The following is a 22,859-nucleotide window of genomic DNA, read 5'->3' on the forward strand; positions in this document are numbered from 1 at the left end:
ACGGAGGCGTCCCCGTCCACCTGCCGGAGGGGTGCCCCCCGCGCCGCCGTACAGTGGCATGGGCGCGAATGACGCATGGTGCCGCGCCGGCCCGGGATGATCCCCGGTCCCCGGCTCCCGGCACCCAGGAGGAGGCATGGCCGTGAGTGAGCTGCGATTCGTCCGCCTTGGGTTCGGCGCGGAAGCCGTCGACTACCAGGTGGCGTGGGACAAGCAGCGCGAAGTGCACGCCGCGCGGTTCGCCGACGAGATCGACGACACCTGTCTGCTCCTCGAGCACCCTCCGGTGTACACGGCCGGACGGCGCACCCAGGAGAGCGAGCGGCCCCTCGACGGGACGCCGGTGGTGGACGTCGACCGCGGCGGCAAGATCACCTGGCACGGCCCGGGCCAGCTGGTCGGGTACCCGATCATGAAGCTGCCCCGCCCGGTGGACGTCGTCGCGCACGTGCGCCGGCTGGAGGAGGCCCTGATCCTCACCGCCGCCGAGTTCGGCGTGGCGACGACGCGGGTCGAGGGCCGCAGCGGGGTCTGGGTCCTCGGCGACCCGGTCGAGCGGCGCCCGGCGATCGGCGGGCTCTCCCTCGACTTCGACCCGAGGCTGACCGACGAGGAGTTCGACCCCCGGCTGAACGGCCCCGAGTACGCCCCGTCCAACGCCGGCCAGCGCCGCGAGGACCGGAAGCTCGCGGCCATCGGCATCCGGGTCGCCAAGGGCGTCACGATGCACGGCTTCTCGTTCAACGTGAACCCGGACAACGCCTGGTTCGACCGGATCATCCCGTGCGGCATCCGCGACGCGGGCGTGACCTCGCTCGCGAACGAGCTGGGCCGGGACCTCACCGTCGAGGAGGTGCTGCCGGTCGTGGAGAGGCACCTGCGGGACGTCCTGGAGAACGCGGAGCCGAAGCCCCGGGAGATCGAGCGCGCGGACGCGGGCGCACGCGGGGAGGAGCGGGCCGCGGAGCCCGCCTCGGCCTGAGGAATGCCGGGCTCTGGCCACGGGTTGGCCAAGCGTAGGCAAGGCATGGAAGCAACGGGCGTACCCTGGTGTGCGCCGAAGAATCGAAGCTACAGGAGCCGATGTGTCCGCAGTCGCACCCGACGGACGCAAGATGCTGCGCCTGGAGGTCCGGAACGCCCAGACCCCCATCGAGCGCAAGCCCGAGTGGATCAAGACCCGCGCGAAGATGGGGCCCGAGTACACGAAGATGCAGGGCCTCGTGAAGAGCGAGGGGCTGCACACGGTCTGCCAGGAGGCGGGCTGTCCCAACATCTTCGAATGCTGGGAGGACCGCGAGGCGACCTTCCTCATCGGCGGCGACCAGTGCACCCGGCGCTGCGACTTCTGCCAGATCGACACGGGCAAGCCGGAGGCGCTGGACCGGGACGAGCCGCGCCGCGTGGGCGAGTCGGTCGTCACGATGGACCTGAACTACGCCACCATCACGGGCGTCGCGCGCGACGACCTGGAGGACGGCGGCGCCTGGCTGTACGCGGAGACCGTGCGCCAGATCCACCAGCAGACGGCGGAGCGCGCCGACGGCCGCACCAAGGTCGAGCTGCTCGCCCCCGACTTCAACGCGGTGCCGGAGCTCCTCAAGGAGGTCTTCGACTCGCGCCCCGAGGTCTTCGCGCACAACGTCGAGACCGTCCCGCGGATCTTCAAGCGGATCCGTCCGGGCTTCCGGTACGAGCGGTCCCTGGACGTCATCACCCAGGCCCGCGACTACGGTCTGGTCACGAAGTCGAACCTGATCCTCGGCATGGGCGAGACCCGCGAGGAGATCAGCGAGGCGCTCCAGCAGCTGCACGACGCCGGCTGCGAGCTCATCACGATCACGCAGTACCTGCGCCCCTCGGTCCGGCACCACCCCGTGGAGCGCTGGGTGAAGCCCCAGGAGTTCGTGGAGCTCAAGGAGGAGGCCGACGAGATCGGCTTCTCCGGTGTGATGTCGGGCCCGCTGGTCCGCTCCTCGTACCGCGCGGGACGGCTCTACCAGCAGGCCATCGAGAAGCGCGGGGCGGTGGACAACGCCACCCAGGCGGTCTGATCCGCGCGGGTGGACGACGCCACCCAGGCCCAGGCGGTCTGATCCGGGTCACGCGCCCGTCGTGTGAATCCGAGCACAAGTAGTTACTGGCCAGTAGTGACCGAATCCGGTGCGGTCCGTACGACCCCGCAGCTCAGCGGGGAGGTGCGGACCGCGCCGTCGTTCCCGGCTCGCCCGACCGGCCGCATCAACGATTCATCAGTGTTTGACCACCGGGTCACGCCCTGGTAACACCGATCTGTGAGCCTGGTTTCACCCACCGCCACCACCCGCTCACACCCCCACCTCGTCTCACCCGCAATCGAGGGAGGCCCCCGTATGCCGGCCGCATCGACGCACGTCCGCGTCACCGCGATCCCGTCCGTCACCGACGCCCTGAAGGCCGTGGAGTCCCTGCTCCTGGGCGCCGGCCAGCGCACCGCACGGCGCAACGCCTGGAATTCCGTCCTGGAGGACCGCCGCCGCGCCAAGGACCGGGTCGAGGCCCAGCACGTGATGGAGGTCGCGTCCGGCCGGACTTCCCGGGCCACGTAAACTTCAGGACATGGCGAGGAAGGCAAACACGGGCAGCGCTGACGCTGCGAATCCAGGGCGACTGAAGCAGATCGCCCTCACGTACCAGATGACCCGGAAGGCGGACCCGAAGGTCGGTCTGGTCGTCGCGGGCGTGGGCATCGTCGTACTCGGTGTCCTCCTCGGGATCGGCTTCCTCATCGGTCACCCGGTCTACCTGGGCATCCTGGGCCTGGTCCTGGGACTCCTGGCGGCGGCCATCGTCTTCGGACGACGTGCCGAGCGCGCTGCCTTCGGGCAGATGGAGGGCCAGCCGGGCGCGGCGGCGGCGGTGCTCCAGAACGTCGGGCGCGGCTGGACGACGACCCCCGCGGTCGCGATGAACCGCAGCCAGGACGTCGTGCACCGCGCGGTCGGCCGGGCCGGCATCGTGCTGGTGGCGGAGGGCAACCCGAACCGGGTCAAGACCCTGCTCGCGGCCGAGAAGAAGCGGATGAACCGCGTCGTGGTGGACGTGCCGGTGCACGACATCATCGTCGGCGACGGCGAGGGCCAGGTGCCGCTCAAGAAGATCCGTACGACCATGCTCAAGATGCCCCGCGTGCTCACCGGCCCGCAGGTCACCGTGGCCAACGACCGGCTGCGGGCGATGGGCGACCTGATGAGCAACATGCCCCTGCCGAAGGGCCCCATGCCGAAGGGCATGCGGATGCCGCGCGGCGGAAAGACGCGCTGACGACCGGCCCCCTGTGTACGAGGAAGGCCCCGGACCGTGCGGTCCGGGGCCTTCCTCGTACACGGGAGTGGGGCGTGGGCTCAGATCCGCACCTGCACGGCGCCGGAGAGGCGGTCGTGGAGGCCGCGGCCGTCGCGGTCCCAGATGAGGGCCGGGATCGCCAGGCAGACCAGCAGGGAGCGCAGGGCCACCCGGAACGGGCCGAGGCGGCCGCCGCTCGCGGAGACGACCCGCAGGCCGAAGAGCCGCTTGCCGGGCGTGAAGCCGACGGTGCCGACCGTCAGGGTGCTCAGGACGAACAGGATGAGCAGAGCCCAGTTGCCCGTCGCCTGGTTGTAGCCGTCGGTGATCAGGCCGTATGCGATCAGGATGCAGAGGGCCCAGTCGACGGCGAGGGCGCCCAGGCGCCGCCCGGGGCGGGCGATCGAGCCGGGACCCTCCTCGGGCAGCCCGAGCTGCTCGCCGCGGTAGCCGAAGTCGACGCCGGCGTCCTCGGCCGCCGCGCGGGGGCCGGAGAGCCAGGATCCGAGTGCTTGCCTGTTGTCCACCCGACCACGGTACTGCGCCCGTTTTTGATCAGTTCGGCCCGGGTAGGCGAACGGCTCCGACACGGCAGAAGAGCACCCGGCCCGGTTAACTTGGACGAAACAATAGGGTCATGCTTGAGAAATCCCGTCTGCCTATGGTCGGGTCCAGCGTGTGCCACCGCACTGGCCGCACGACCGAGCTGCAAGCCCGCCCCTCCCCGGGCCGGGAGTAGGAGGAAGTTGGATGTCCGAGAAGCACGGGTTCCAGAACGCCGACGAGGTCAGCAAGTTCATCAAGGACAACGACGTCAAGATGGTCGACGTCCGGTTCTGCGACCTGCCCGGTGTGATGCAGCACTTCTCGATCCCGGCCACGGCCTTCGACCCGTCCGAGGAGCTCGCGTTCGACGGCTCCTCGATCCGTGGTTTCCAGGCCATCCACGAGTCCGACATGGCGCTCCGCGCCGACCTGTCGACGGCCCGCGTGGACCCCTTCCGCCGCGACAAGACGCTGAACATCAACTTCTTCATCCACGACCCGATCACGGGCGAGCAGTACAGCCGTGACCCGCGGAACATCGCGAAGAAGGCCGAGGCGTACCTCGCCTCGACCGGCATCGCCGACACCGCCTACTTCGGCCCCGAGGCCGAGTTCTACGTCTTCGACTCGGTGCGCTTCGAGACCTCGGCGAACCAGGGCTTCTACCACATCGACTCCGAGGCCGGCGCCTGGAACACCGGTGCGGAGGAGAACAACCGCGGCTACAAGGTCCGCTACAAGGGCGGCTACTTCCCGGCCCCGCCGGTCGACCACTTCGCCGACCTGCGCTCCGAGATCTCCCTGGAGCTGGAGAACGTCGGCCTCCAGGTCGAGCGCCAGCACCACGAGGTCGGCACCGCCGGCCAGGCCGAGATCAACTACAAGTTCAACACGCTGCTCGCCGCGGCCGACGACCTGATGCTCTTCAAGTACATCGTGAAGAACGTCGCCTGGCGCAACGGCAAGACCGCGACCTTCATGCCGAAGCCGATCTTCGGCGACAACGGCTCGGGCATGCACGTCCACCAGTCGCTGTGGGCGAACGGCGACCCGCTGTTCTACGACGAGACGGGCTACGCGGGCCTCTCGGACACCGCCCGCTACTACATCGGCGGCATCCTCAAGCACGCCCCGTCGCTGCTCGCCTTCACCAACCCGACGGTGAACTCGTACCACCGCCTGGTCCCGGGCTTCGAGGCCCCGGTCAACATGGTGTACTCGCAGCGCAACCGCTCCGCCGCCATGCGCATCCCGATCACGGGCTCGAACCCGAAGGCCAAGCGCGTCGAGTTCCGCGCGCCGGACCCGTCCTCGAACCCGTACCTCGCCTTCTCGGCGCTGCTCCTCGCGGGCCTCGACGGCATCAAGAACAAGATCGAGCCGGCCGAGCCGATCGACAAGGACCTGTACGAGCTGGCTCCCGAGGAGCACGCGAACGTCCAGCAGGTCCCGACCAACCTGGAGGCCGTGCTCCACGCCCTGGAGGACGACAACGAGTACCTCCAGGCGGGCGGCGTCTTCACGTCCGACCTGATCGAGACCTGGATCGACTACAAGCGCACGAACGAGATCGCCCCGATCCAGCTGCGCCCGCACCCGCACGAGTTCGAGCTCTACTTCGACCTCTAGGCCGTACCGCGCGAGCGAGGCTCTTCCGAGGCCCGCCGTCCCCTTCGAGGGGGCGGCGGGCCTCGCCGCTTCCGGGCCGCGGACGGGTGGCGGCTACCGCCCGTAGCGGATCAGGGCGCGGACCATCCGGCAGGTGGTGTCCGAGGGCGGGTGGATGCCGATGCTCTCGGCCGTCGTGCGTATCGTCGCGTTCGTCGCCTTCGACGGGACGTAGACGCCGGCGTCGAGGAGGGCGATCGCGAGCCGCATCGCCTTCAGACGGCGGTTGTGCGAGACGTACCACTCGCGGGGGCGGCCCGCGGGCAGCGGCTTCCTCTGGAGCGGCTTCCAGGGTTCGAGGGACGGCGTCCGGATCACGGCGAGAGCCATGGGCTACCTCCTGGCGAACGGTGGGGTGCGGGCCCTCCCCGGGACCCTCACCTTCACCCCCCATTTTAGAGACACCCACTGACAATCGCCCCTGGCCAGACAGGGTTTGGGGGGTGGTGGAGCAGCCCCTGGGGGGTACCGTGGGGGCCATGGAGATCTGGATCAATCCCGCCTGTTCCAAGTGCCGCAGCGCCCTCACCCTCCTCGACGCGGAGGGCGCCGACTACACCGTGCGGCGCTACCTGGAGGACGTGCCGGAGCCCGCGGAGATCCGGACGGTGCTGGACCGGCTCGGGCTCGAACCCTGGGACATCACGCGGACCGGGGAGACCGCCGCCGAAGAGCTCGGCCTGCGGGACTGGCCCCGGGACGCGGCGCACCGGGAGCGCTGGATCGAGGCCCTCTCGGCCCGTCCGAAGCTGATCCAGCGGCCGATCATCACGGCGGAGGACGGCACGGCCGTCGTCGCTCGCACCGAGGAGGCCGTGCGGGACGCGCTGTCCCGCTGACGTCAGCGTGCCAGGAAGCCCGCGATCCCGGACAGCGCCGCGGGCGGAAGGTCCGCCGGGAGCGTGTGGTGGGTCGCGGCGGGGTGGGTCTCCGTCACGATGCCGGGGACGGTCGCGCGCGCCCGGGCGGCCACCCGGTCCGGGTCGTGGACGCGGCTGCCCCCGGCGAGGAGCAGCAGCGCGGGGGGCCGCAGCGCGGTCAGTTCGGCGGGTGTCGGACGGGGTCCCGTGACCGGGCGCCGGGTCGGCCGTTCCGCCGCGAGGACGTCGAGGCGCCGCACCGCGGGGTCGTGGTCCGCGCCGCCGGTCTCCCAGGCCAGCAGCGACGCGGCCCGTGCGGCGCTCGGGCGCAGCAGCAGGGGCAGGGCGCGCAGCAGGTAGGCGGGCTTGAATCCGGCGAAGCAGCCGGTGGGGTCGAGCAGGACCAGGCGGTCGGTGCGGTCGGGGGCCGTGAGGGCGTACCGGAGCGCGATCCATCCGCCGTACGAGTGGCCGAGGAAGGCCGCGGAGGTGAGTCCGAGGCCGTCGAGCACCGCGTCGAGCCAGGTCACGAGGTCGGCGGCGGTGCGGATCGGGCGGCCGTCGGAGCGGCTGCGTCCGGGGCCGCCGACGAGGTCGACGGCGTGGACGCGGTGCGTGGCGCCGAGCGCGGCGGCCGTGGCGCCCCAGGAGGCGGCGGTGCTTCCGCCGCCGGGCAGGAGGAGGACGGGCGGGGCGTCCTCGGGGCCGTGCCGGAGGACGTGGGTGGTGCCGTGCGGGGTGCGGAGTTCCGAGGCGGTGGTGGGCCGGGGCCACCGGGCGAGGACCGCGTCGTACGCGGCGGTGAACTCGGTGAGCTCAGTCTCGTGGGCGCGGGGCATGGCACGAGTCCTCTCGTTCGGCGATAATCTCGCTCGGCGAGATGATAGGGGGGTGCGGTGGCCGAGTCACCGGAGATGCGGCTCTTTCATCTGCTGCGCGAGGTCACCGTCGAATACGGCCTGCGCCAGAACGAGTTCGCCGCCCGCCACGGCATGCACCCGACGGACGTGCGGGCCCTGATCTGCCTCCTCGACGCCGAGCGCGCCGGCACGGACGCCACCGCCGGGTGGCTCGGCGAGCGGCTCGGCCTGAACTCGGCCGGCACCACCTCCGTCGTCGACCGGCTCGAACGTCTCGGGCACGTGGCCAGGACGCGCGACGCGCGGGACCGCCGCCGTGTCCTGTTGAGCGTGGAGGACCGCGCCAAGGACCTGGGCCGCGCGCACTTCGGACCGCTCGTCGAGGGGACGGTCGCGCTCCTCGAAGGCTTCACCGAGGAGGAGACCGCGGCCGTGCGGCGATTCCTCGGCGGCGTACGGGACCTCATGGACGGCGGCGAGGGACGGTGAGCCCCACCGGCGCGCCCGGGAGCGACCTGCACCTGGAGCTCGGGGCCGCGGGCGGCCGGCGGGCCGCGCTCGTCCTCGCCCTGCGGGAGGCCGTCCGCGAGGGGCGGCTCGCCCCCGGGACCCGGCTGCCGCCCTACCGCTCGCTCGCCGCCGACCTCGGGATCGCCCGCAACACCGTCGCCGACGCGTACGCCGAGCTGGTCGCCGAGGGCTGGCTGACGTCCCGCCAGGGCTCCGGCACGCGGGTCGCCGACCGGGTCGCCGCGCCCGCCCCCGGCCCCCTGCGGCCCGCCGCGCCGCCGCCCCTCCCGTACGACCTCGTCCAGGGCAGGCCCGACCCCGGGTCCTTCCCCCGCGGCCCCTGGCTCGCCTCCGCCCGGCGGGCCCTCACCGAGGCGCCGCACGAGGCCTTCGGGACCCGTGATCCGCAGGGGCGCGCCGAACTGCGCCGGGCGCTCGCCGAGTACCTCGCGCGCGTGCGGGGCGTCCGCACCTCGCCCGACCGGATCGTGGTCTGCTCCGGCGCGGCACACGCCCTGCGGCTGCTCGCGCGGGCCGTCGGCACCGGGCGCCCCTGGGCCGTCGAGGCGTACGGCCTGCCCTTCCACCGGAGCCTGCTCGCCGAGGCCGGGGTCCGCACGGTGCCGGTGGACGTCGACGGGGACGGGCTCCGGCCCGCGGAGCTGCCGCCGGGGGCCGGGGCCGTGCTGCTCACGCCCGCCCACCAGTTCCCCACCGGCGGCCCCCTGCACCCCGAGCGCCGGACCGGCGTCCTGGAGTGGGCGCGGAGCTCCGGCGGACTCGTGGTGGAGGACGACTACGACGGGGAGTTCCGCTACGACCGGCGGCCGGTGGGCGCCGTGCAGGGCCTCGACCCCGAGCGGACCGTCCTCGTCGGCTCCGTCAGCAAGAGCCTCTCCCCCGCGCTGCGGCTCGGCTGGCTGTGCCCGCCGGCGTCCCTCGTGGACCGGATCGTGGCCGCGAAGGGCGAGCGCGAGCCGTACGCCTCGGCCACGGAGCAGCTCACGCTCGCCGACTTCCTCGCCTGCGGCGCGTACGACCGGCACGTGCGCGGCATGCGCCGCCGTCACCGGGCGCGGCGCGACCGGCTGGCGGCCGTGCTCGCCGAACGGGTGCCGGGGGTACGGGTGACGGGGATCGCGGCCGGTCTGCACGCCGTCCTGGAGCTGCCCCCGGGCACGGAACGCGCGGTGCTCGCCGCGGCCTCCCGGCACGGGGTGGCCACCGAGGGCCTGGCCGCCTACCGCCACCCCGACGCCCTCGGCCCCACCCGTCCGGACGGCCTGGTCGTCGGCTACGCCACACCGCCGGAGCGGCTGTACGGGGCGGCCCTGGACGCCCTGTGCGCGGCGCTCGCGGAAGGCCTCGGGGCGCGCCGCCGCGCTCCCGCGTCCTGACCCGCTTCCCCGTCAGGCGACGGCCGCGCGGCGCTCCGCCTCCGTGAGGATCTCCGTGAGCCGCAGGCCGAAGCGGGCGTCGCAGGCGTGCGGTTCGCCCGTGCGGGCGGCGGTGACGAGGGCGTCCACGGCGGCGCCGAACGCGCCCACGGCGCCGTCCCAGCGGGGCATGTCGGACCGGCCGCCGGTGCCGTACAGCGTGAGGGCCGCCTCCGCCGCCTCCGGGGGCGCGCTCAGGGTCAGCGTGGCCGTGCTGCTCGCCCCCGAGGCGTGCCGCAGCACCAGGTGGTGGGTGTCGTCCGGGCCGCCGGCGGCGGTGATCGCGGTGACGTCGCCGAGGACCGGCAGGAGGACGGAGAGGACGTGCGGGCCGACGTCCCACAGGCCGCCCTTCTCCCGGCGCCAGGGGGAGGCCGCGTACGCGCTGGCGGAACCGGGGCCGTAGAGCGAGCCGAGCCAGTGGGCCTCGCCCAGGAACCAGCCGCCCGCGGCCGCCTGCTCGTCGACCCAGCGGGCCGTCGGCTCCGCGAACCGCAGGGTGCAGAAGACGACCGAGGCGACCCCGGCGGCCTCGACCGCGTCGGTCACCTCGCGGGCGAGCTCCACGGTCGTGGCGACCGGCTTGTCGAGCAGGACGTGGCAGCCCGCGGCCGCGGCCCGGACGGCGAGGGGGGCCTGGACGTCCGGCGGGAGGGCCAGGGCGACGGCGTCGCTCACGGCGAAGAGGTCGTCCACGTCCTCGTACGCGCGCGTGCCGGACGCGTCGGCGAGCGCCTCGGCCGCCTCGGGGCGGCGGCCCCACACGCCGCTGAACTCGACTCCGGGATGCCCGGCGAGCGCGGGCGCGTGCGTCCGGGCGGCCCAGGGGCCGGTGCCGAGGAGTCCGATACGGGGCTTCACGCCGGGTGTCTTCGCCATGCCCCCAGTCTGCCGGTCGCCACCGACAGCGTGGACGGCCCCCCTGCGCGGGCGGAGGCGGGCGGACGGGCGGAGGCGGTGCGCCCGGTCCCCCGTATACGACACGGGGCGCCGGGCGGGCCCGTCCGTGCCCGCGGGGCGCGCGCGGGGAGGACCGGCGGCGGTTCGCGCCGCGCCGCCCCGGCCCCGCGAAGATCGGAAAAGCTGAGTAACACGGGGTTCACAAACGGGCAACCGTCGGGAAATCCCGTGTTGCCAAGCTGCGGTCGAACACACACCGCGCAGTCAGCGCAGAGACCGCAGCTTCTCGCAGTGCCGCGAGCCGCAGCGGAATTCCGCAGCAGCACGCCAAAGGATGAGACCCGTGACCTTCAAGGCTGAGTACATCTGGATCGACGGCACCGAGCCGACCGCGAAGCTCCGTTCCAAGACGAAGATCATCGCCGGTGAGGGCCTCGCCCTCGACGAGCTGCCGATCTGGGGCTTCGACGGCTCCAGCACGAACCAGGCCAAGGGCCACGCCTCGGACCGCGTCCTCAAGCCGGTCTTCGTCTGCCCGGACCCGATCCGCGGCGGCGCCGACATCCTGGTGCTCTGCGAGGTCCTCAACACGGACATGACGCCGCACGAGTCCAACACGCGTGCCGCGCTGGCCGAGGTCTCCTCCCGCTACGCCGCCCAGGAGTCGATCTTCGGCATCGAGCAGGAGTACACCTTCTTCGAGGGCACCCGCCCGCTCGGCTTCCCGGTCAACGGCTTCCCGGCCCCGCAGGGCGGCTACTACTGCGGCGTCGGCGCGGACGAGATCCACGGCCGCCCGATCGTCGAGGCGCACCTGGAGAACTGCCTCAAGGCCGGTCTCGGCATCTCCGGCATCAACGCCGAGGTCATGCCCGGCCAGTGGGAGTTCCAGGTCGGCCCGCTGGCCCCGCTGGAGGTCTCGGACCAGCTGTGGATCGCCCGCTGGCTGCTCTACCGCACGGCCGAGGACTTCGACGTCACGGCGACGCTCGACCCGAAGCCGGTGAAGGGCGACTGGAACGGCGCGGGCGCGCACACCAACTTCTCCACGAAGGCCATGCGCGAGGGCTACGACGCGATCATCACCGCGTGCGAGTCCCTCGGCCAGGGCTCGAAGCCGCTCGACCACGTCAAGAACTACGGCGCCGGCATCGACGAGCGCCTGACGGGCCTGCACGAGACCGCCCCGTGGGACGAGTACTCCTACGGCGTCTCGGACCGCGGCGCCTCGGTCCGCATCCCGTGGCAGGTCGAGCAGGACCGCAAGGGCTACATCGAGGACCGCCGCCCGAACGCGAACGTGGACCCGTACGTGGTGACCCGCCTGATCGTGGACACCTGCTGCGAGGCCCTGGAGAAGGCCGGCCAGGTCTGATCCGCAGCGCTTCCCGCACCACCGCCCGAGGGGCGCCCACCGTTCCGCACGGTGGGCGCCCCTCTCGCCATGTGGGATGCGTGACACGGGTTTTGGGGCCCGGAGGGTCGTCGGGGACATTCCCTTCTGCTTCAATAGGGATATGGCCATCATGCAGAACGACACCGCGACGGGTCGCCACGACCTCGAGCCGTTCTGGCCTTCCCGGCAGCACCACGACTTCGACCGGTGCTGTCGACGCGTGAGGAACGCGTCGGCCCTCTAACGCCTCGATCGGTTCGGTCCGATCCCGGCCTTCGGCCGCACGCGCACGACGTACGAGACCACTCCGTCCGTTCCCCGCGCGAAAGAGCTGACCTGCCATGGCCCACACCCAGACCGCTTCCCTCACGGCCGTCCGTCCCGGCCGGCACCGACTGCGTGCCGTCGATCCGAACGAGGTCGTCGACTTCTCCCAGGTGGCGGACTTCCTGCCGCCCGGCGCCACCCTGCTGCCCGCGCCGCAGCACACGCTGCCGACCCTGCCGGGCCGCCCGCCGATGGTCGGGTACCTCGTCCTCGTCCCGGCCGACCAGCAGCCGCACCTGCCCGTCGCCCCCGTCCCCGTCACGGCGCCCGTCGCGGCGGAGGAGCAGGGTCCGGTGACCATCGACGGCGTCCAGCGGATCGCCCTGGTCGACGGGGAGGCGCTGGACCTGACATACCTGGAGTTCGAACTGCTCGCCCATCTGGTGGCACACCCCCACCGGGTGCACACCCGCGACCAGTTGGTCACCACGGTGTGGGGGTACGGGCACGTGGGCGACGGCCGGACGGTCGACGTGCACGTGGCCCGGCTGCGCCGCAAGCTGGGCGCCGAGCACCGCCACACGATCCAGACCGTGCGGCGGGTCGGCTACAAGTACACCCCCTGATCAGGCGGTGGTGCGGGACCCCGGCCTCACCTTCGCCACCAGGGCGAGGGTGAGGTCGACCGCCAGGAACAGCAGCAGGCTCATACCGAGCAGCGGGACGAACCAGCCGATGAGCGCCGTCGCCGCCGCGAGCGGCAGCAGCAGCGTCACCGGGACCTTCCGCCAGGCTCCGCGGGCCACCGGGCGGCCCGGGCGGCGCAGCCACCACATGCGGTAGCCCCAGAGGATCAGCAGGACCAGGGCGAGCGCGAGCGCCGCGAGCGCCAGCTGGTTGAACAGGCCCAGGAACACCCCGGTGTGCGCGTCGATCCCGATCCGGGTGAGCTGCGCGAGCAGCGGATAGTCACCGAAGCGCAGCCGGTCGAGGACGGTGCCGTCCGCCGGGTCCAGCGCCACCGAGTCCAGCTCGACCGGGAACTGGGTGTCGGTCTCCTTGACGACGTACCCCTTGCCCTCGGAGGGCAGCGCGACCGAGATCCGCGGGCTGTCGATGCCCGCCGCGCGGGCCGCTCCGACCGCACGGTCGAGGCCGATGTCGGTGCCTCCGGTCTTCGTGGAGCCGGAGTGCGCGCCGCCGTGGCCCTCGTGCTCGGAGCCGGGGTTCGCGCCGGCCGAGAGGGTGGGCGTCGCGCCGCCGAGACCGTCCTGGACGGTGCCGATGTTCTCGCCCGCGTACCGCGACCAGGTCAGACCGGTCGCGGAGAGCAGGACCAGGCCGAGCGCCGCCCACAGGCCGACCGAGCCGTGCCAGGAGAGCGTGCGGCGGCGGGACTTCGGTCCGCGCTCGGGCAGGACGAGGGCGCGGCGGCTCCTCCGGCGGCGGCCGACCCAGAGGAGCACCCCGCCCAGCGCGATCACCCAGAGCCAGCTCGCGGCGAGCTCGCTGTAGTTGCGGCCGAGGTCGCCGAGGTGCAGGTCGCGGTGGAGACCGTCGATCCAGGTGCGCAGCGGCAGGGCGCCGGAGCTGCCGTAGCTGGGCAGCTGTCCGCGCACCTCGCCGGTGTACGGGTCGACGAAGACGGCCAGCGAGGCGTCCTCGGGGACACCGGGGTCGGCCATCAGGACCCGGGTGGTGGCGCCGGGTTCGGCGCCGGGCCAGACGGCGGTGACGGTGCCGTCCGGGTTGGCCTCGCGGGCGATGTCGACCTGCCGGGAGAGCGGCAGGGCGGTGTCGCCGACGGGGACCTCCAGTTCGTGCGCGTACACGACCTTCTCCGCCGGGAAGGAGAGCGCGTAGAGCAGGCCGCTGACGGCGGCCACGAGCAGGAAGGGGGCCACGAGGACGCCCGCGTAGAAGTGGAGGCGCAGGACGAGGGGGCGCAGCGCGCTCCACGTGCCGGGCCGGATGGGGGTCTTCGCCGACGGTGGCGCTTCGGACCCGGGGGTTTCCGGGCGCGCGAGATCGTCGATGGTCATGGGGGACTGTCCTTGGAGTCGTGTCTCGACAGGGGAAGGCGGCCCCCGGGTCAGACGTGTGCTCCGAGGGCCGTGGCGCGGGGTGCGGACAGCCGGGGCGGGCCGCGCCGGGAGAGGGCGTGCGCGAGGACGACGGTGTGCGGACGCGGGGCGGTCCCGCGGGTGCGGCGGACCGGGCGGCGCGGGGCCTCGGGGACGCGGACGAGGGCGCGGAGCAGCCGGAGCGGGGTGAAGGCGTACGCGAGGGCGGCGCGGGCGAGGGCGAGGAAGGCGGCCTCGCCGCGCGCCAGCCAGAGGCCGCAGAGGAGGGCGGCGAGGAGGTGCACGGCGAGCATGCCGGCACCGGAGGTCGTGCCCATGGGGTCGGCGGCGGCCATGACCAAGCCGTCCATGGCGTCCGCCCCGTCCACGGCGTGCGCGGCGTGTGTCCCGTGCATCGCGTGCATGCCGGCCATGCCCGCCATGCCGTCCATGCCGTCCATGCCGTCCATGCCGTCCATGCCGTCCATGCCCGGCATCGTGTGCGGGTGCGTGCCGTCCGTCGTCGGCGCGGCGTGGCCCGTCGTCGCGAACAGCAGGTGGAGGGCGCCCTGGAGGACCACCATGGCGCCCGTGATCGCGGGCGCGCCCCGGCGGCGGCCGGCCGCGGCCCAGGCGGCGAGCGCGGTCACGGCGAACGCGCCGGACAGCGTGGTCGCCGGAAGCTGATGGGCAGACATGGACGAATGCCCCACGGCTGCCAAAGTCACGCACACGACCGCGAAGAGCGCGGCTCGCAGGGCGCGCAGGGGCGACCGGACATCCGTCATCGCCGCCATGGTGCCATCCCGGCCACTTGGCCGGACAGACCCCCTCCCGGTGCCGTTCCTCCCCTGGCGGAATCCTCCGGGAGCGGAACGCCCTGACACCGGCCGCCACCGGCGTGCAGGCTCGGGATCATGAAACTTCTGATGCTCGGAGGGACGGAGTTCGTCGGCCGCGCGGTCGTCGAGGAGGCGCTCGCGCGGGGCTGGGAGGTGACGGTCTTCCACCGGGGGCGGCACGCGGCTCCGGCCGGGGTCGCGTCGCTGACCGGGGACCGCACCGCACCCGACGGTCTCGCCGCCCTCGCCACCGGCTCCTGGGACGCCGTCGTGGACACCTGGTCGGCCGCGCCGTCGGCGGTGCGGGACGCGGCCGGGCTCCTGGCCGGCCGGGTCGGGCGGTACGCGTACGTGTCGAGCCGCTCCGTGTACGCCTGGCCGCCCGCGGCGGGGCTCGCGGAGGACGGCCCGCTGGTGGAGGGCTCGCCGGACGACGGGGACGTGCCGTACGCGGAGGCCAAGCGGGGCGGCGAGCTCGCGGCCACCGCCGCGTTCGGCCCCGACCGGACGCTGCTCGTGCGCGCGGGCCTGATCCTCGGCCCGTACGAGAACGTGGGCCGGCTGCCGTGGTGGCTGGGCCGGATCGCGCGCGGCGGCCCGGTCCTCGCGCCCGGTCCGCGCACGGCACCGGTCCAGTACGTCGACGTGCGGGACCTCGCCGTCTGGACCCTGGACGCGGTGGCGGCCGGCCTTTCGGGGCCGTACAACCTGGTCTCGCCGCCCGGGCACACGACGATGGGCGAGCTGCTCGACGCCTGCGTCCGGGCCACCGGGAGCGACGCCGCACTGCGCTGGACGGAGCCGGAGGCGCTGCTCGCGGCGGGGGTGGCGCCCTGGACGGAGCTGCCGGTGTGGCTGCCGCCGGGCGAGATGTACGACGCCCTGCACACGGCCGACGTCTCCCGCGCCGTCGCGGCCGGGCTGCGCTGCCGCCCGGTGGACGAGACGGCCGCGGACACCTGGGCGTGGCTGGAGTCCCTCGGCGGCGTCGCGCCGCAGCGCCCGGACCGGCCGGGAGTCGGCCTCACCCCGGAGCGGGAGGCGGAGGTGCTGGCGGCGCTCGCGAAGGGCTAGGGGTGTCTTGCCGGGCGGGCCCGCGCATTCGGCCTGATCGAGCAAGAAGGGGTGTCTTGCCGGTGGGGCCCGCGCACTCGGCCCGATCGGCTAGGGGTGTCTTGTCGGTGGGGCCGCGCACCCGGCCCGACCGGCGGGACACGCCCCCGGGTCGCCGCGCCGCGGATCTGCCCGGAACCGGACGATCCCTTACCGTCGACTCGACCGCGCACGAACCGGAGGAGCCGACGCCATGCCCGCCATCCCCGCCGCCTCCGTCGCCAACCTCCGCGATCTCGGCGGCCTCCCCCTCGGTGACGGGCGCTCGGTCCGTCCCGGCCTCGTGCTGCGGTCCGCGCAGCTCGACCGGCTCGACCCGGACGAGGCCGCCGTGGCCGCCCTCGGCGTCCGTACCGTCGTCGACCTCCGTACGGAGACCGAGCGCGCCGACCGGCCGGACCGGCTCCCGCCCGGGGCCCGGCCGGTCGTCGCCGACGTCCTCGCCGACCACCTGGCCGGCAGCGGACTGCCGCCCGCCGCGCGCCTGAAGACCCTGCTCACCGACCCCGCGCTCGCGGAGGAACACCTCGGCGGGGGCCGGGTCCGGGCGGCCTTCGCCCGGACCTACCGGACCTTCGTCTCCGGAGAATCGGCCCGCGCCGCCTACCGCTCCCTGCTCACCGAGCTCGGCACGCCCGGCGCGGGTCCGCTGCTCTTCCACTGCACGGCGGGCAAGGACCGCACGGGGTGGGCGGCGACCGTCGTCCTGACGCTGCTCGGCGCGGACGAGGAGACCGTGCGGGCGGAGTACCTGGCGGTGAACCCGGCGGTGCGGGTGGCGTTCGCGCCGATGATCGAGGGGTTCACGGCCCAGGGAGGCGATCCCGAGCTGGCGCTCGACCTGATCGGGGTCGTGCCGGAGTACCTGGAGGCGGCGCTCGACGAAGTGGCCGTCCGGCACGGGTCGATGGAGACGTACGTACGGGAGGGTCTGGGCGTGCCGGACGAGGTGACGGCCCTCATCCGCGAGCGGCTTACGGTCACGTCCGCCTGACCCGGCGGCGGGGCCCCAGGAGTGCGGGCCCCCGGGGTGACCATCGGAAGAATCGCTCGTTCTGCTGAACGTGAGCACCCAGGATCTCGTTCCCTCGCCCGTGGGCCCCGTCGACGTCGAGCAGGCCGAGGCCGCGCTGGTCGAGCGGTACCCGCGGCTCGTCCGCATCGCCTATCTCGTCCTGCCGCCCGCGCTCGGGCGCAACCGCCGGGTGCTGACCGCGCACGCCCTCGTCCAGCGGTCGCTGCCCCGCCGCCGGGTCCCCGGGCCCGTCGTGCCCGGGCCCCGGCAGGCCGAGGACGCAGTGGATCCCGGCTACGCCTACGTACGGGGCGAGGTGCTGCGCCAGGCGCTGATCGCCGGGCTGCCGCTGCGGCGGCTCGCGGTGCCGCGCCGGGCGCAGTTCCCGCCGCTGCTGCCGCACGTGTGGGGGCTCCGGCTCTTCCCCCGGGTCGGCGGCGCCGACGAACTGGCCCTGGACCAGCGGCTGTCCCGGCTCTCCGGCCCGGGCCGCGCCGCCTACGTGCTCCGCGGCCTGGAGCGGCAGGGCGATCCGGAGGTCCTGCGCGTCCTGGCGGCGGCGGGCGTCGAGGACCCGCGCGCGGCGCTGGCGGAGGCGGACGCGCTGGAGGCGACGGGTGAGGAGACGGACCCCGGGAGGGACCCGGCGGTGACCGAGGCCCCGGCCGGGGCGAGCGGCCGGGAGCGGACCGGCGGGCCGGAGCACCCGGGCGGCGGTGCCCTCCTGGAGTCCGACGAGTTCGATCCCTGCGCGCTCCAGGCGCGGCCCACCGATCTCATGCGGCGGCGCCAGCACGTCCGGGCCGCCTTCGTCGCGGTCGTGGCGCTCGTCGTCTGCGGGACCCTGCTCGGGCTCCCCGGCGACGGCTGGGGCAGGAACGGCGCCGCGGCCCCCTCGTACGCCCGCAACCCCGCCGCCGAGGCCGCCCTCGACCCCGGCGCGGTCAAGCGGGTGGATCCGGCGGTGTGGCCGGGTGCGACCCGGCGGGACTTCTCGGTGTGGCCGGCGCGCGGTGGGCTGACCGGTGACAGCGCGCTGCTGCGGCGGGCGCTCGCCGTCTGGGCCAGGCCCGGGGAGTCCGTGCGGTCCTCCGCGACGCCGGGGACGCCCGTCGGGCCGCCGATGGGGCCTCCGCAACTGCTGTTCGCGGGCCGGGTCGACGCCATGCGCGTGGTGCTCTTCCACGACGGGCTGCGGGCCGTGCGGTACGCGGAGCCGGTCGAGGGGACCGCGGGCGCCGCGCTGGACTTCGCGCGGACGGACGCGGCCGACGCCGTCGCGGCCGCGGCGCTCGTCGTCTCCCGCGCGGGGGGCAACGTCCGCTATCTGACGGCCCCCTGGGTGCGGGAGACGGCCGTACGGGACCTCCTCGCGCCCGCGAAGGAGCCCGGGACGCTGGCCCGGGACTCCGCCGGGGTGACCGATCCCGTGCCCACGCCCGCGCGGTCCGGGAGCTGCACCCGGTGGAACACCCTCCAGGTGGGGGACGGCGAGGGGGTGCGGCTCCTGACCGACCTCGGTGAGCTCGCGCCCGCCCGGCTGCTGTGGGGGCCGCCCGCCTCGCCCGTGGACGCGACGGGGACGGAGGCCCGGGCGGCCTGGGCGCGGACGGCGTGCCAGCTGGCGGTGGCGCGGGGGAACGGGGTGCGGTCCGTGAGCGCCTGGCCCTTCGCCCGGCAGCCGCTGCCGGAGGGGGCCGGACGGGCCACCTGGGTGTGCACGCGCGCGGAGACCTGGCGGGGCACGGGCAGCAGGGTCCTCGCCCAGTTCCTGGTCCCGTCGCCCGGGGTGCCGGCCGCGCTCGCGGCCCGCTCCGAGGGCTCGCCGGCCTGCGGGGTGCGCGACCCCCGGGTCCTGGCGGGCGTGCTGTGGCGGGCGCCGGGCGGCGGCTGGTTCGTCCTGGCGGCGGGCGGCGGGGACTTCGCGTCCCTGGAGACCTCCGGCGGGGTGCGGGGCCGCTCCGACGGGCCCCTGCTCGCGGTGCGGGCGACGGCGGGCGCGCGGGCCGACCTGGACGGCACGCTGCGGAACGGGACCCGGGTGGCCGCGCTGCGCTGACCCCGGAGGAAGGTGCCGCGCCGACCCCGGCGGACCGCCCGCCCCGACCCGGGAGGATCATGCCGCGCCCGTCGTGGAAAAAGACGTGCCCGGGGCCTGTTCTCACCCCTTACCCCTCAGTACATTGACGGCATGTCTAATACGCAGCCTGCACCGGTGGCGTCGGAGCACATCGAGCTCAAGGCCCGCAAGGTCTCCTTCGACTGGCAGGAGACACCGCTCCACTGGGTCCCGGGCGATCCCTTCACCACGCACACGATCAACGTGCTGCACCTCCTGCTGCCGGCCGGCGAGCGCTGGTTCGTCCACGTCTACCAGCAGGCGCTGCCGTACATCACCGACGACCGGCTGCGCGAGGACGTCATCGGCTTCATCGGCCAGGAGGCCATCCACTCCCAAGCCCATGACGACGTCCTCCCCCACCTGAGGAAGCTGGGCCTCGACCCCACCCCGTACACCGCGCAGGTCGACTGGTTCTTCGAGAAGCTCCTCGGGGACCGGACCCTCCCGCCCGGCCGGCCGCGCCGCTGGTGGCTGATGGAGCGGGTCGCGCTGATCGCCGCCATCGAGCACTACACCGCCTTCCTCGGCGACTGGGTCCTCAACGCCGACGCGCTCGACCGGGCCGGCGCCGACCCGACCATGCTGGACCTGCTGCGCTGGCACGGCGCCGAGGAGGTCGAGCACCGCGCCGTCGCCTTCGAGCTGTTCATGCACCTCGACGGCGGCTACCGGCGCCGCGCCCGCACCTGGGCCCTCGCCTTCTCCGCGCTCGTCTTCCTCTGGCAGCGGGGCATCCGGTTCTTCATGGAGAACGACCCCGCGCTGCTCGACCCCAGGTCCTCCTTCGCGGACTTCGTCCGCAAGGGCCGGCAGGGCCTGCTGCCCTCCACCCCGGCCATGCTGCGCTCCATACCCCGCTACCTGAGCCGCGCCTACCACCCCTCCCAGGAGGGCGACACCGCGCAGGCCGTCGCCTACCTCGCCTCCTCCCCCGGCGCCAACGGAGGCCGCTGATGGCCCGGTTCACCACGGTCGCCCTCGTCGCCGGCGCCGCGCTGCTCGTCCGCCGCGCCGTCCGCAGCCGCATGTCCACGGCCCCGCTCTGGCCGATGCCCGCCCTCGACACCCCCGTCTCCGGATACGGACGGGGCAGCACCGTCCCGCGCAGGGTCACCGTCACCCGGCGCACCGCCCCCGCCGAGGGGGTCGTCGAACTGCGCCTGGAGGGCGCCGGACTGCCCGCCTGGCAGCCGGGCGCCCACATCGACCTCGTCCTGCCGTCCGGGCTCGTCCGGCAGTACTCGCTCTGCGGGGACCCGGCCGACCCGTCCTCGTACACCGTCGCCACCCGTCTGATCGAGGACGGGCGCGGCGGCTCGCGCGAGGTCCACGAGCGGCTCCACGAGGGCGTGGAGATCGAGATCAGGGGCCCCCGCAACCGCTTCCCGCTCGTCGGCGCCCCGGCGTACGTCTTCGTCGCGGGCGGCATCGGCATCACCCCGGTGCTGCCCATGCTCCGCGCCGCCGAGGCGGCCGGGGCCGACTGGCGGCTCGTGTACTGCGGACGGAGCCGGGCCACCATGCCCTACCGGGAGGAGATCGAGCGGCTCGGGGGCGGCGACCGGGTCACCGTCGTCGCGGAGGACACGTCCGGCCTCCCGGAGCTGGGGTTCCTCGGCCGGCTGCCCGCCGAGACGGCCGTCTACTGCTGTGGGCCCGACGGCCTGATGGAGGCGGTGGCCTCGGCGATGCCCGAGGGCCGGGTGCCGCGCCTGGAGCGCTTCAGCGCCGTCGCGCCGAACGGCGGCACCGCCTTCGAGGTCGAACTGCGCCGCTCCGGACGCACGGTGACGGTGGCGGCCGACCAGACGGTCCTCGAGGCGGTCCGCGAGGAGCTGCCGGGGATCATGTACTCCTGCCGGCAGGGCTTCTGCGGAACCTGCCGGCAGTCGGTCCTGGAGGGCGAGATCGACCACCGGGACGAGCTGCTCACCGACGAGGAGCGGGACGGCTCGATGCTGATCTGCGTCTCGCGCTGCGCGGGGAAGCGGCTCGTCCTCGACCTGTAGCGGCTCTCCGGGGAGGCCCCGCGAGCCCGGCCCGATCGGCGAGGCACCCCCTAGGGCAGCACCAGCCAGTCCAGGGCCAGCGCGGTGAGCAGGCCGCCCACCAGGAGCCAGGTGCCGAGCCGGGTACGGCCGTTGCGGGACAGCTCGATCACGATGCCGCAGAGGATCATCGCGAGGCCGTACACGCCGACGACCAGGACGGACGTGCGGCTGGCGAGCCGGATGACCAGCACCACGGCGAGCGCGACCAGGAGCACGGACGCGGCGGCGACCCGCAGCCGCCGCGCCTGCGTGGGCGTGAGCGCGCCGTCGGACGCCTCGTGCTCCGGCGGCTCCTCCTCCCCCTCGGGACCCAGCGGGGCGCGGGATTCGGCTGTCTCCGGGGCCTCTTCGGCCTCCCGGGGCGCCCCGGCGGCCGCGGCACCGGCCGCGGGCCTCTCCGCGTTCTCGGGTTCTTCGGATTCTTCGGGTTCTTCGGGCCCTCCGGTCGTCCCCGGCTCGACGGCCTCCGGGGCCTCGGGGGTCTTCCGGGGCTCTTCGCCCTCCGGTGCCGGTGCCGTCGGGGTGTCCTGGTCGGAAGCGCTCATGGGGCAGGAGCGTAACGGACGCGGTTAGGCTGTTCGTATGACGACCGGGGTGCGCCGCAGGATGGGCGTCGAGGAGCGCAAGCAGCAGCTGATCGGGGTGGCCCTCGAACTCTTCAGCCACCGCTCTCCCGACGAGGTCTCCATCGACGAGATCGCCGCGGCGGCGGGCATCTCGCGGCCGCTGGTCTACCACTACTTCCCCGGCAAGCAGAGCCTCTACGAGGCGGCGCTGCGGCGGGCGGCGGACGAGCTCGCCCTCCGGTTCGTGGAGCCGCCCCAGGGTCCGCTGGGGGCGCGGCTGCTGCGGGTGATGGGCCGGTTCTTCGACTTCGTGGACGACCACGGGCCCGGCTTCGCGGCGCTGATGCGCGGCGGCCCGGCGGTGGGCTCGTCCACGACGAACGCGATGATCGACGAGGTCCGGCAGGCCGCGTACGAGCAGATCCTGGCGCATCTGTCGGTCGGGGAGCCCTCCGCGCGGCTCGAACTGGTCGTCCGTTCCTGGGTGTCGCTCGCCGAGTCGACAGCGCTGCTCTGGCTGGACGGCCGCCGGGTCCCCCGCGCGGAGCTGGAGCGCCAGCTGGTGCACGACTTCGCGGCGCTGGCCGCGGTGAGCGCCGCGTACGACGCGGACATGGCGGAGATCCTGGTCGGCATCCTCGCCGACGAGCCCGCCGACGGCCCCTTCGGGGAGCTGGTGGCGCGGCTCGCCGCGCTGGTCCCGCAGCCCTCGCCGGTGCTGCCCGACCCGCGCCTGCCGTAGGCGGGACTCGCACAGCGGGGCGAAGCCCTACGGTGATCGCCATGACGGCACAGGTGACCTTCCGGCAGGCGGACGAGCGCGATCTCGGCGTGCTGGTGGAGTTGTTCGACGGGGTGGCGCGCTGGATGGTGCGCGGCGGGATCGACCAGTGGAAGCCGGGGGCCCGGGGTCCCGGGCACTTCCGCGCGCGGATCGCGGAGGGCGAGGTGTGGCTCGCCGCGCACGGGGGACGGACGGTGGGGGCGTACGAGCTGTGGTGGGAGGACCCGGAGGTCTGGGGGCCGCAGCCGCCGGTGGCCGGATACGTGCACCGGCTGATGACCGACCGGGAGGCGGCTCCGGCCGGTGCGGGGCGGGCGCTGCTGGCGCACGCGGAGGGGCGGATCGCGGCCTCGGGCCGGACGCTGGCCCGGCTGGACTGCGAGGCGCGCAACCCGGTCCTGGGGACGTACTACGAGGCGGCGGGGTACGCGGACGCCGCCCCGCGCCTGGAGAAGACGGGGGCGGACGGCCGCCGTTACGCGGTGCGGCTGTTGGAGAAGGCCCTGGCGTGACGGGTGCCGCGCCAGGGCCTCCGG

At 74.2% G+C, this 22,859-nt stretch carries 24 protein-coding genes; 17 read left to right on the forward strand and 7 right to left on the reverse strand.

The window, feature by feature from the left end; genetic code table 11:
* Window positions 1-142: 142 nt before the first annotated feature.
* The 4 genes from lipB (at window position 143) to ACFYXU_RS08845 (ending at window position 3,303) form a co-directional block, all read left to right on the forward strand.
* Entirely contained in the window at window positions 143-982 is an 840-nt protein-coding gene (lipB, locus tag ACFYXU_RS08830; protein WP_376513740.1) for a lipoyl(octanoyl) transferase LipB, read from the forward strand.
* A 103-nt stretch (window positions 983-1,085) separates the two neighbouring features.
* Complete coding sequence (gene lipA, locus ACFYXU_RS08835; protein WP_189802162.1) at window positions 1,086-2,054, forward strand: lipoyl synthase; 969 nt, start codon at window positions 1,086-1,088, stop codon at window positions 2,052-2,054.
* A 318-nt stretch (window positions 2,055-2,372) separates the two neighbouring features.
* Complete coding sequence (locus ACFYXU_RS08840; RefSeq protein ID WP_148004411.1) at window positions 2,373-2,588, forward strand: hypothetical protein; 216 nt, start codon at window positions 2,373-2,375, stop codon at window positions 2,586-2,588.
* Between the two features lie 10 nt (window positions 2,589-2,598).
* Window positions 2,599-3,303 (forward strand): DUF4191 domain-containing protein, encoded by a 705-nt coding sequence (locus ACFYXU_RS08845; RefSeq protein WP_361393976.1) that lies wholly within the window; start codon window positions 2,599-2,601, stop codon window positions 3,301-3,303.
* 80 nt (window positions 3,304-3,383) lie between these two features.
* Here ACFYXU_RS08845 and ACFYXU_RS08850 read toward each other — a convergent pair whose 3' ends face one another.
* Complete coding sequence (locus ACFYXU_RS08850) at window positions 3,384-3,851, reverse strand: RDD family protein (protein ID WP_329856885.1); 468 nt, start codon at window positions 3,849-3,851, stop codon at window positions 3,384-3,386.
* 223 nt (window positions 3,852-4,074) lie between these two features.
* Between ACFYXU_RS08850 and glnA the strand changes: the two genes are divergently transcribed.
* Window positions 4,075-5,499 carry a type I glutamate--ammonia ligase gene (gene glnA, locus ACFYXU_RS08855; protein WP_329856886.1) on the forward strand — a complete coding sequence of 475 codons (1,425 nt, stop codon included), beginning with the start codon at window positions 4,075-4,077 and terminating at the stop codon, window positions 5,497-5,499.
* Between the two features lie 93 nt (window positions 5,500-5,592).
* Here the strand turns inward: glnA and ACFYXU_RS08860 are convergent, their stop codons facing one another.
* Window positions 5,593-5,868 carry a hypothetical protein gene (locus ACFYXU_RS08860; protein ID WP_329855628.1) on the reverse strand — a complete coding sequence of 92 codons (276 nt, stop codon included), beginning with the start codon at window positions 5,866-5,868 and terminating at the stop codon, window positions 5,593-5,595.
* Between the two features lie 149 nt (window positions 5,869-6,017).
* Between ACFYXU_RS08860 and ACFYXU_RS08865 the strand changes: the two genes are divergently transcribed.
* Window positions 6,018-6,377, forward strand: coding sequence for an ArsC/Spx/MgsR family protein (locus tag ACFYXU_RS08865; protein WP_376513743.1), 360 nt, complete (start codon window positions 6,018-6,020; stop codon window positions 6,375-6,377).
* Between the two features lie 2 nt (window positions 6,378-6,379).
* Here the strand turns inward: ACFYXU_RS08865 and ACFYXU_RS08870 are convergent, their stop codons facing one another.
* Window positions 6,380-7,237, reverse strand: coding sequence for an alpha/beta fold hydrolase (locus ACFYXU_RS08870; RefSeq protein ID WP_389457015.1), 858 nt, complete (start codon window positions 7,235-7,237; stop codon window positions 6,380-6,382).
* Window positions 7,238-7,312: 75 nt separating this feature from the next.
* Between ACFYXU_RS08870 and ACFYXU_RS08875 the strand changes: the two genes are divergently transcribed.
* A complete protein-coding gene (locus ACFYXU_RS08875; protein WP_389457569.1) occupies window positions 7,313-7,747 on the forward strand; it encodes a MarR family winged helix-turn-helix transcriptional regulator in 435 nt (144 codons plus the stop codon).
* On the forward strand, window positions 7,744-9,165 hold the full coding sequence (locus tag ACFYXU_RS08880; protein WP_389408213.1) for a PLP-dependent aminotransferase family protein: 1,422 nt from the start codon (window positions 7,744-7,746) through the stop codon (window positions 9,163-9,165). The genes ACFYXU_RS08875 and ACFYXU_RS08880 overlap by 4 nt, the downstream gene beginning before the upstream one ends.
* Window positions 9,166-9,177: 12 nt before the next feature.
* Here ACFYXU_RS08880 and ACFYXU_RS08885 read toward each other — a convergent pair whose 3' ends face one another.
* A complete protein-coding gene (locus ACFYXU_RS08885) occupies window positions 9,178-10,083 on the reverse strand; it encodes a Gfo/Idh/MocA family protein (protein ID WP_376513749.1) in 906 nt (301 codons plus the stop codon).
* Between the two features lie 364 nt (window positions 10,084-10,447).
* Here ACFYXU_RS08885 and glnII point away from each other — a divergent pair, with 364 nt between their 5' ends.
* Both glnII and ACFYXU_RS08895 read left to right on the forward strand, forming a co-directional pair.
* Window positions 10,448-11,479: a glutamine synthetase gene (glnII, locus tag ACFYXU_RS08890; protein ID WP_329855620.1), complete on the forward strand. Its 1,032-nt coding sequence runs from the start codon at window positions 10,448-10,450 to the stop codon at window positions 11,477-11,479.
* Between the two features lie 362 nt (window positions 11,480-11,841).
* Window positions 11,842-12,393: a winged helix-turn-helix domain-containing protein gene (locus ACFYXU_RS08895; RefSeq protein WP_329855618.1), complete on the forward strand. Its 552-nt coding sequence runs from the start codon at window positions 11,842-11,844 to the stop codon at window positions 12,391-12,393.
* Here the strand turns inward: ACFYXU_RS08895 and ACFYXU_RS08900 are convergent, their stop codons facing one another.
* Together ACFYXU_RS08900 and ACFYXU_RS08905 are read right to left on the reverse strand one after the other, a co-directional pair.
* Window positions 12,394-13,809, reverse strand: a complete 1,416-nt coding sequence (locus ACFYXU_RS08900) for a PepSY-associated TM helix domain-containing protein (RefSeq protein ID WP_389457018.1) — start codon at window positions 13,807-13,809, stop codon at window positions 12,394-12,396.
* A gap of 50 nt (window positions 13,810-13,859) precedes the next feature.
* Entirely contained in the window at window positions 13,860-14,528 is a 669-nt protein-coding gene (locus ACFYXU_RS08905; RefSeq protein ID WP_389408211.1) for a hypothetical protein, read from the reverse strand.
* Between the two features lie 219 nt (window positions 14,529-14,747).
* Between ACFYXU_RS08905 and ACFYXU_RS08910 the strand changes: the two genes are divergently transcribed.
* The 5 genes from ACFYXU_RS08910 to ACFYXU_RS08930 all read left to right on the forward strand — a co-directional run bounded on the left by ACFYXU_RS08910 (window position 14,748) and on the right by ACFYXU_RS08930 (window position 20,931).
* A complete protein-coding gene (locus ACFYXU_RS08910; protein ID WP_389457020.1) occupies window positions 14,748-15,746 on the forward strand; it encodes an NAD-dependent epimerase/dehydratase family protein in 999 nt (332 codons plus the stop codon).
* A gap of 232 nt (window positions 15,747-15,978) precedes the next feature.
* Window positions 15,979-16,779 (forward strand): tyrosine-protein phosphatase, encoded by an 801-nt coding sequence (locus tag ACFYXU_RS08915; RefSeq protein ID WP_389457022.1) that lies wholly within the window; start codon window positions 15,979-15,981, stop codon window positions 16,777-16,779.
* 70 nt (window positions 16,780-16,849) lie between these two features.
* Entirely contained in the window at window positions 16,850-18,859 is a 2,010-nt protein-coding gene (locus ACFYXU_RS08920; RefSeq protein WP_389457024.1) for a hypothetical protein, read from the forward strand.
* A 132-nt stretch (window positions 18,860-18,991) separates the two neighbouring features.
* On the forward strand, window positions 18,992-19,876 hold the full coding sequence (locus tag ACFYXU_RS08925; protein WP_376513760.1) for a metal-dependent hydrolase: 885 nt from the start codon (window positions 18,992-18,994) through the stop codon (window positions 19,874-19,876).
* A complete protein-coding gene (locus tag ACFYXU_RS08930) occupies window positions 19,876-20,931 on the forward strand; it encodes a PDR/VanB family oxidoreductase (RefSeq protein WP_389457026.1) in 1,056 nt (351 codons plus the stop codon). The genes ACFYXU_RS08925 and ACFYXU_RS08930 overlap by 1 nt, the downstream gene beginning before the upstream one ends.
* A gap of 50 nt (window positions 20,932-20,981) precedes the next feature.
* On the opposite strand, the gene ACFYXU_RS08935 is transcribed toward ACFYXU_RS08930, so the two are convergent.
* Window positions 20,982-21,518, reverse strand: coding sequence for a hypothetical protein (locus tag ACFYXU_RS08935; RefSeq protein WP_389457028.1), 537 nt, complete (start codon window positions 21,516-21,518; stop codon window positions 20,982-20,984).
* 37 nt (window positions 21,519-21,555) lie between these two features.
* Here ACFYXU_RS08935 and ACFYXU_RS08940 point away from each other — a divergent pair, with 37 nt between their 5' ends.
* Together ACFYXU_RS08940 and ACFYXU_RS08945 are read left to right on the forward strand one after the other, a co-directional pair.
* Complete coding sequence (locus ACFYXU_RS08940; RefSeq protein WP_376513765.1) at window positions 21,556-22,281, forward strand: TetR/AcrR family transcriptional regulator; 726 nt, start codon at window positions 21,556-21,558, stop codon at window positions 22,279-22,281.
* Between the two features lie 41 nt (window positions 22,282-22,322).
* Entirely contained in the window at window positions 22,323-22,835 is a 513-nt protein-coding gene (locus ACFYXU_RS08945) for a GNAT family N-acetyltransferase (RefSeq protein ID WP_384565896.1), read from the forward strand.
* The last annotated feature ends 24 nt before the right edge of the window (window positions 22,836-22,859 follow it).

The sequence above is a fragment of the Streptomyces sp. NPDC002232 genome, from assembly GCF_042890295.1.
Lineage (GTDB): Bacteria > Actinomycetota > Actinomycetes > Streptomycetales > Streptomycetaceae > Streptomyces.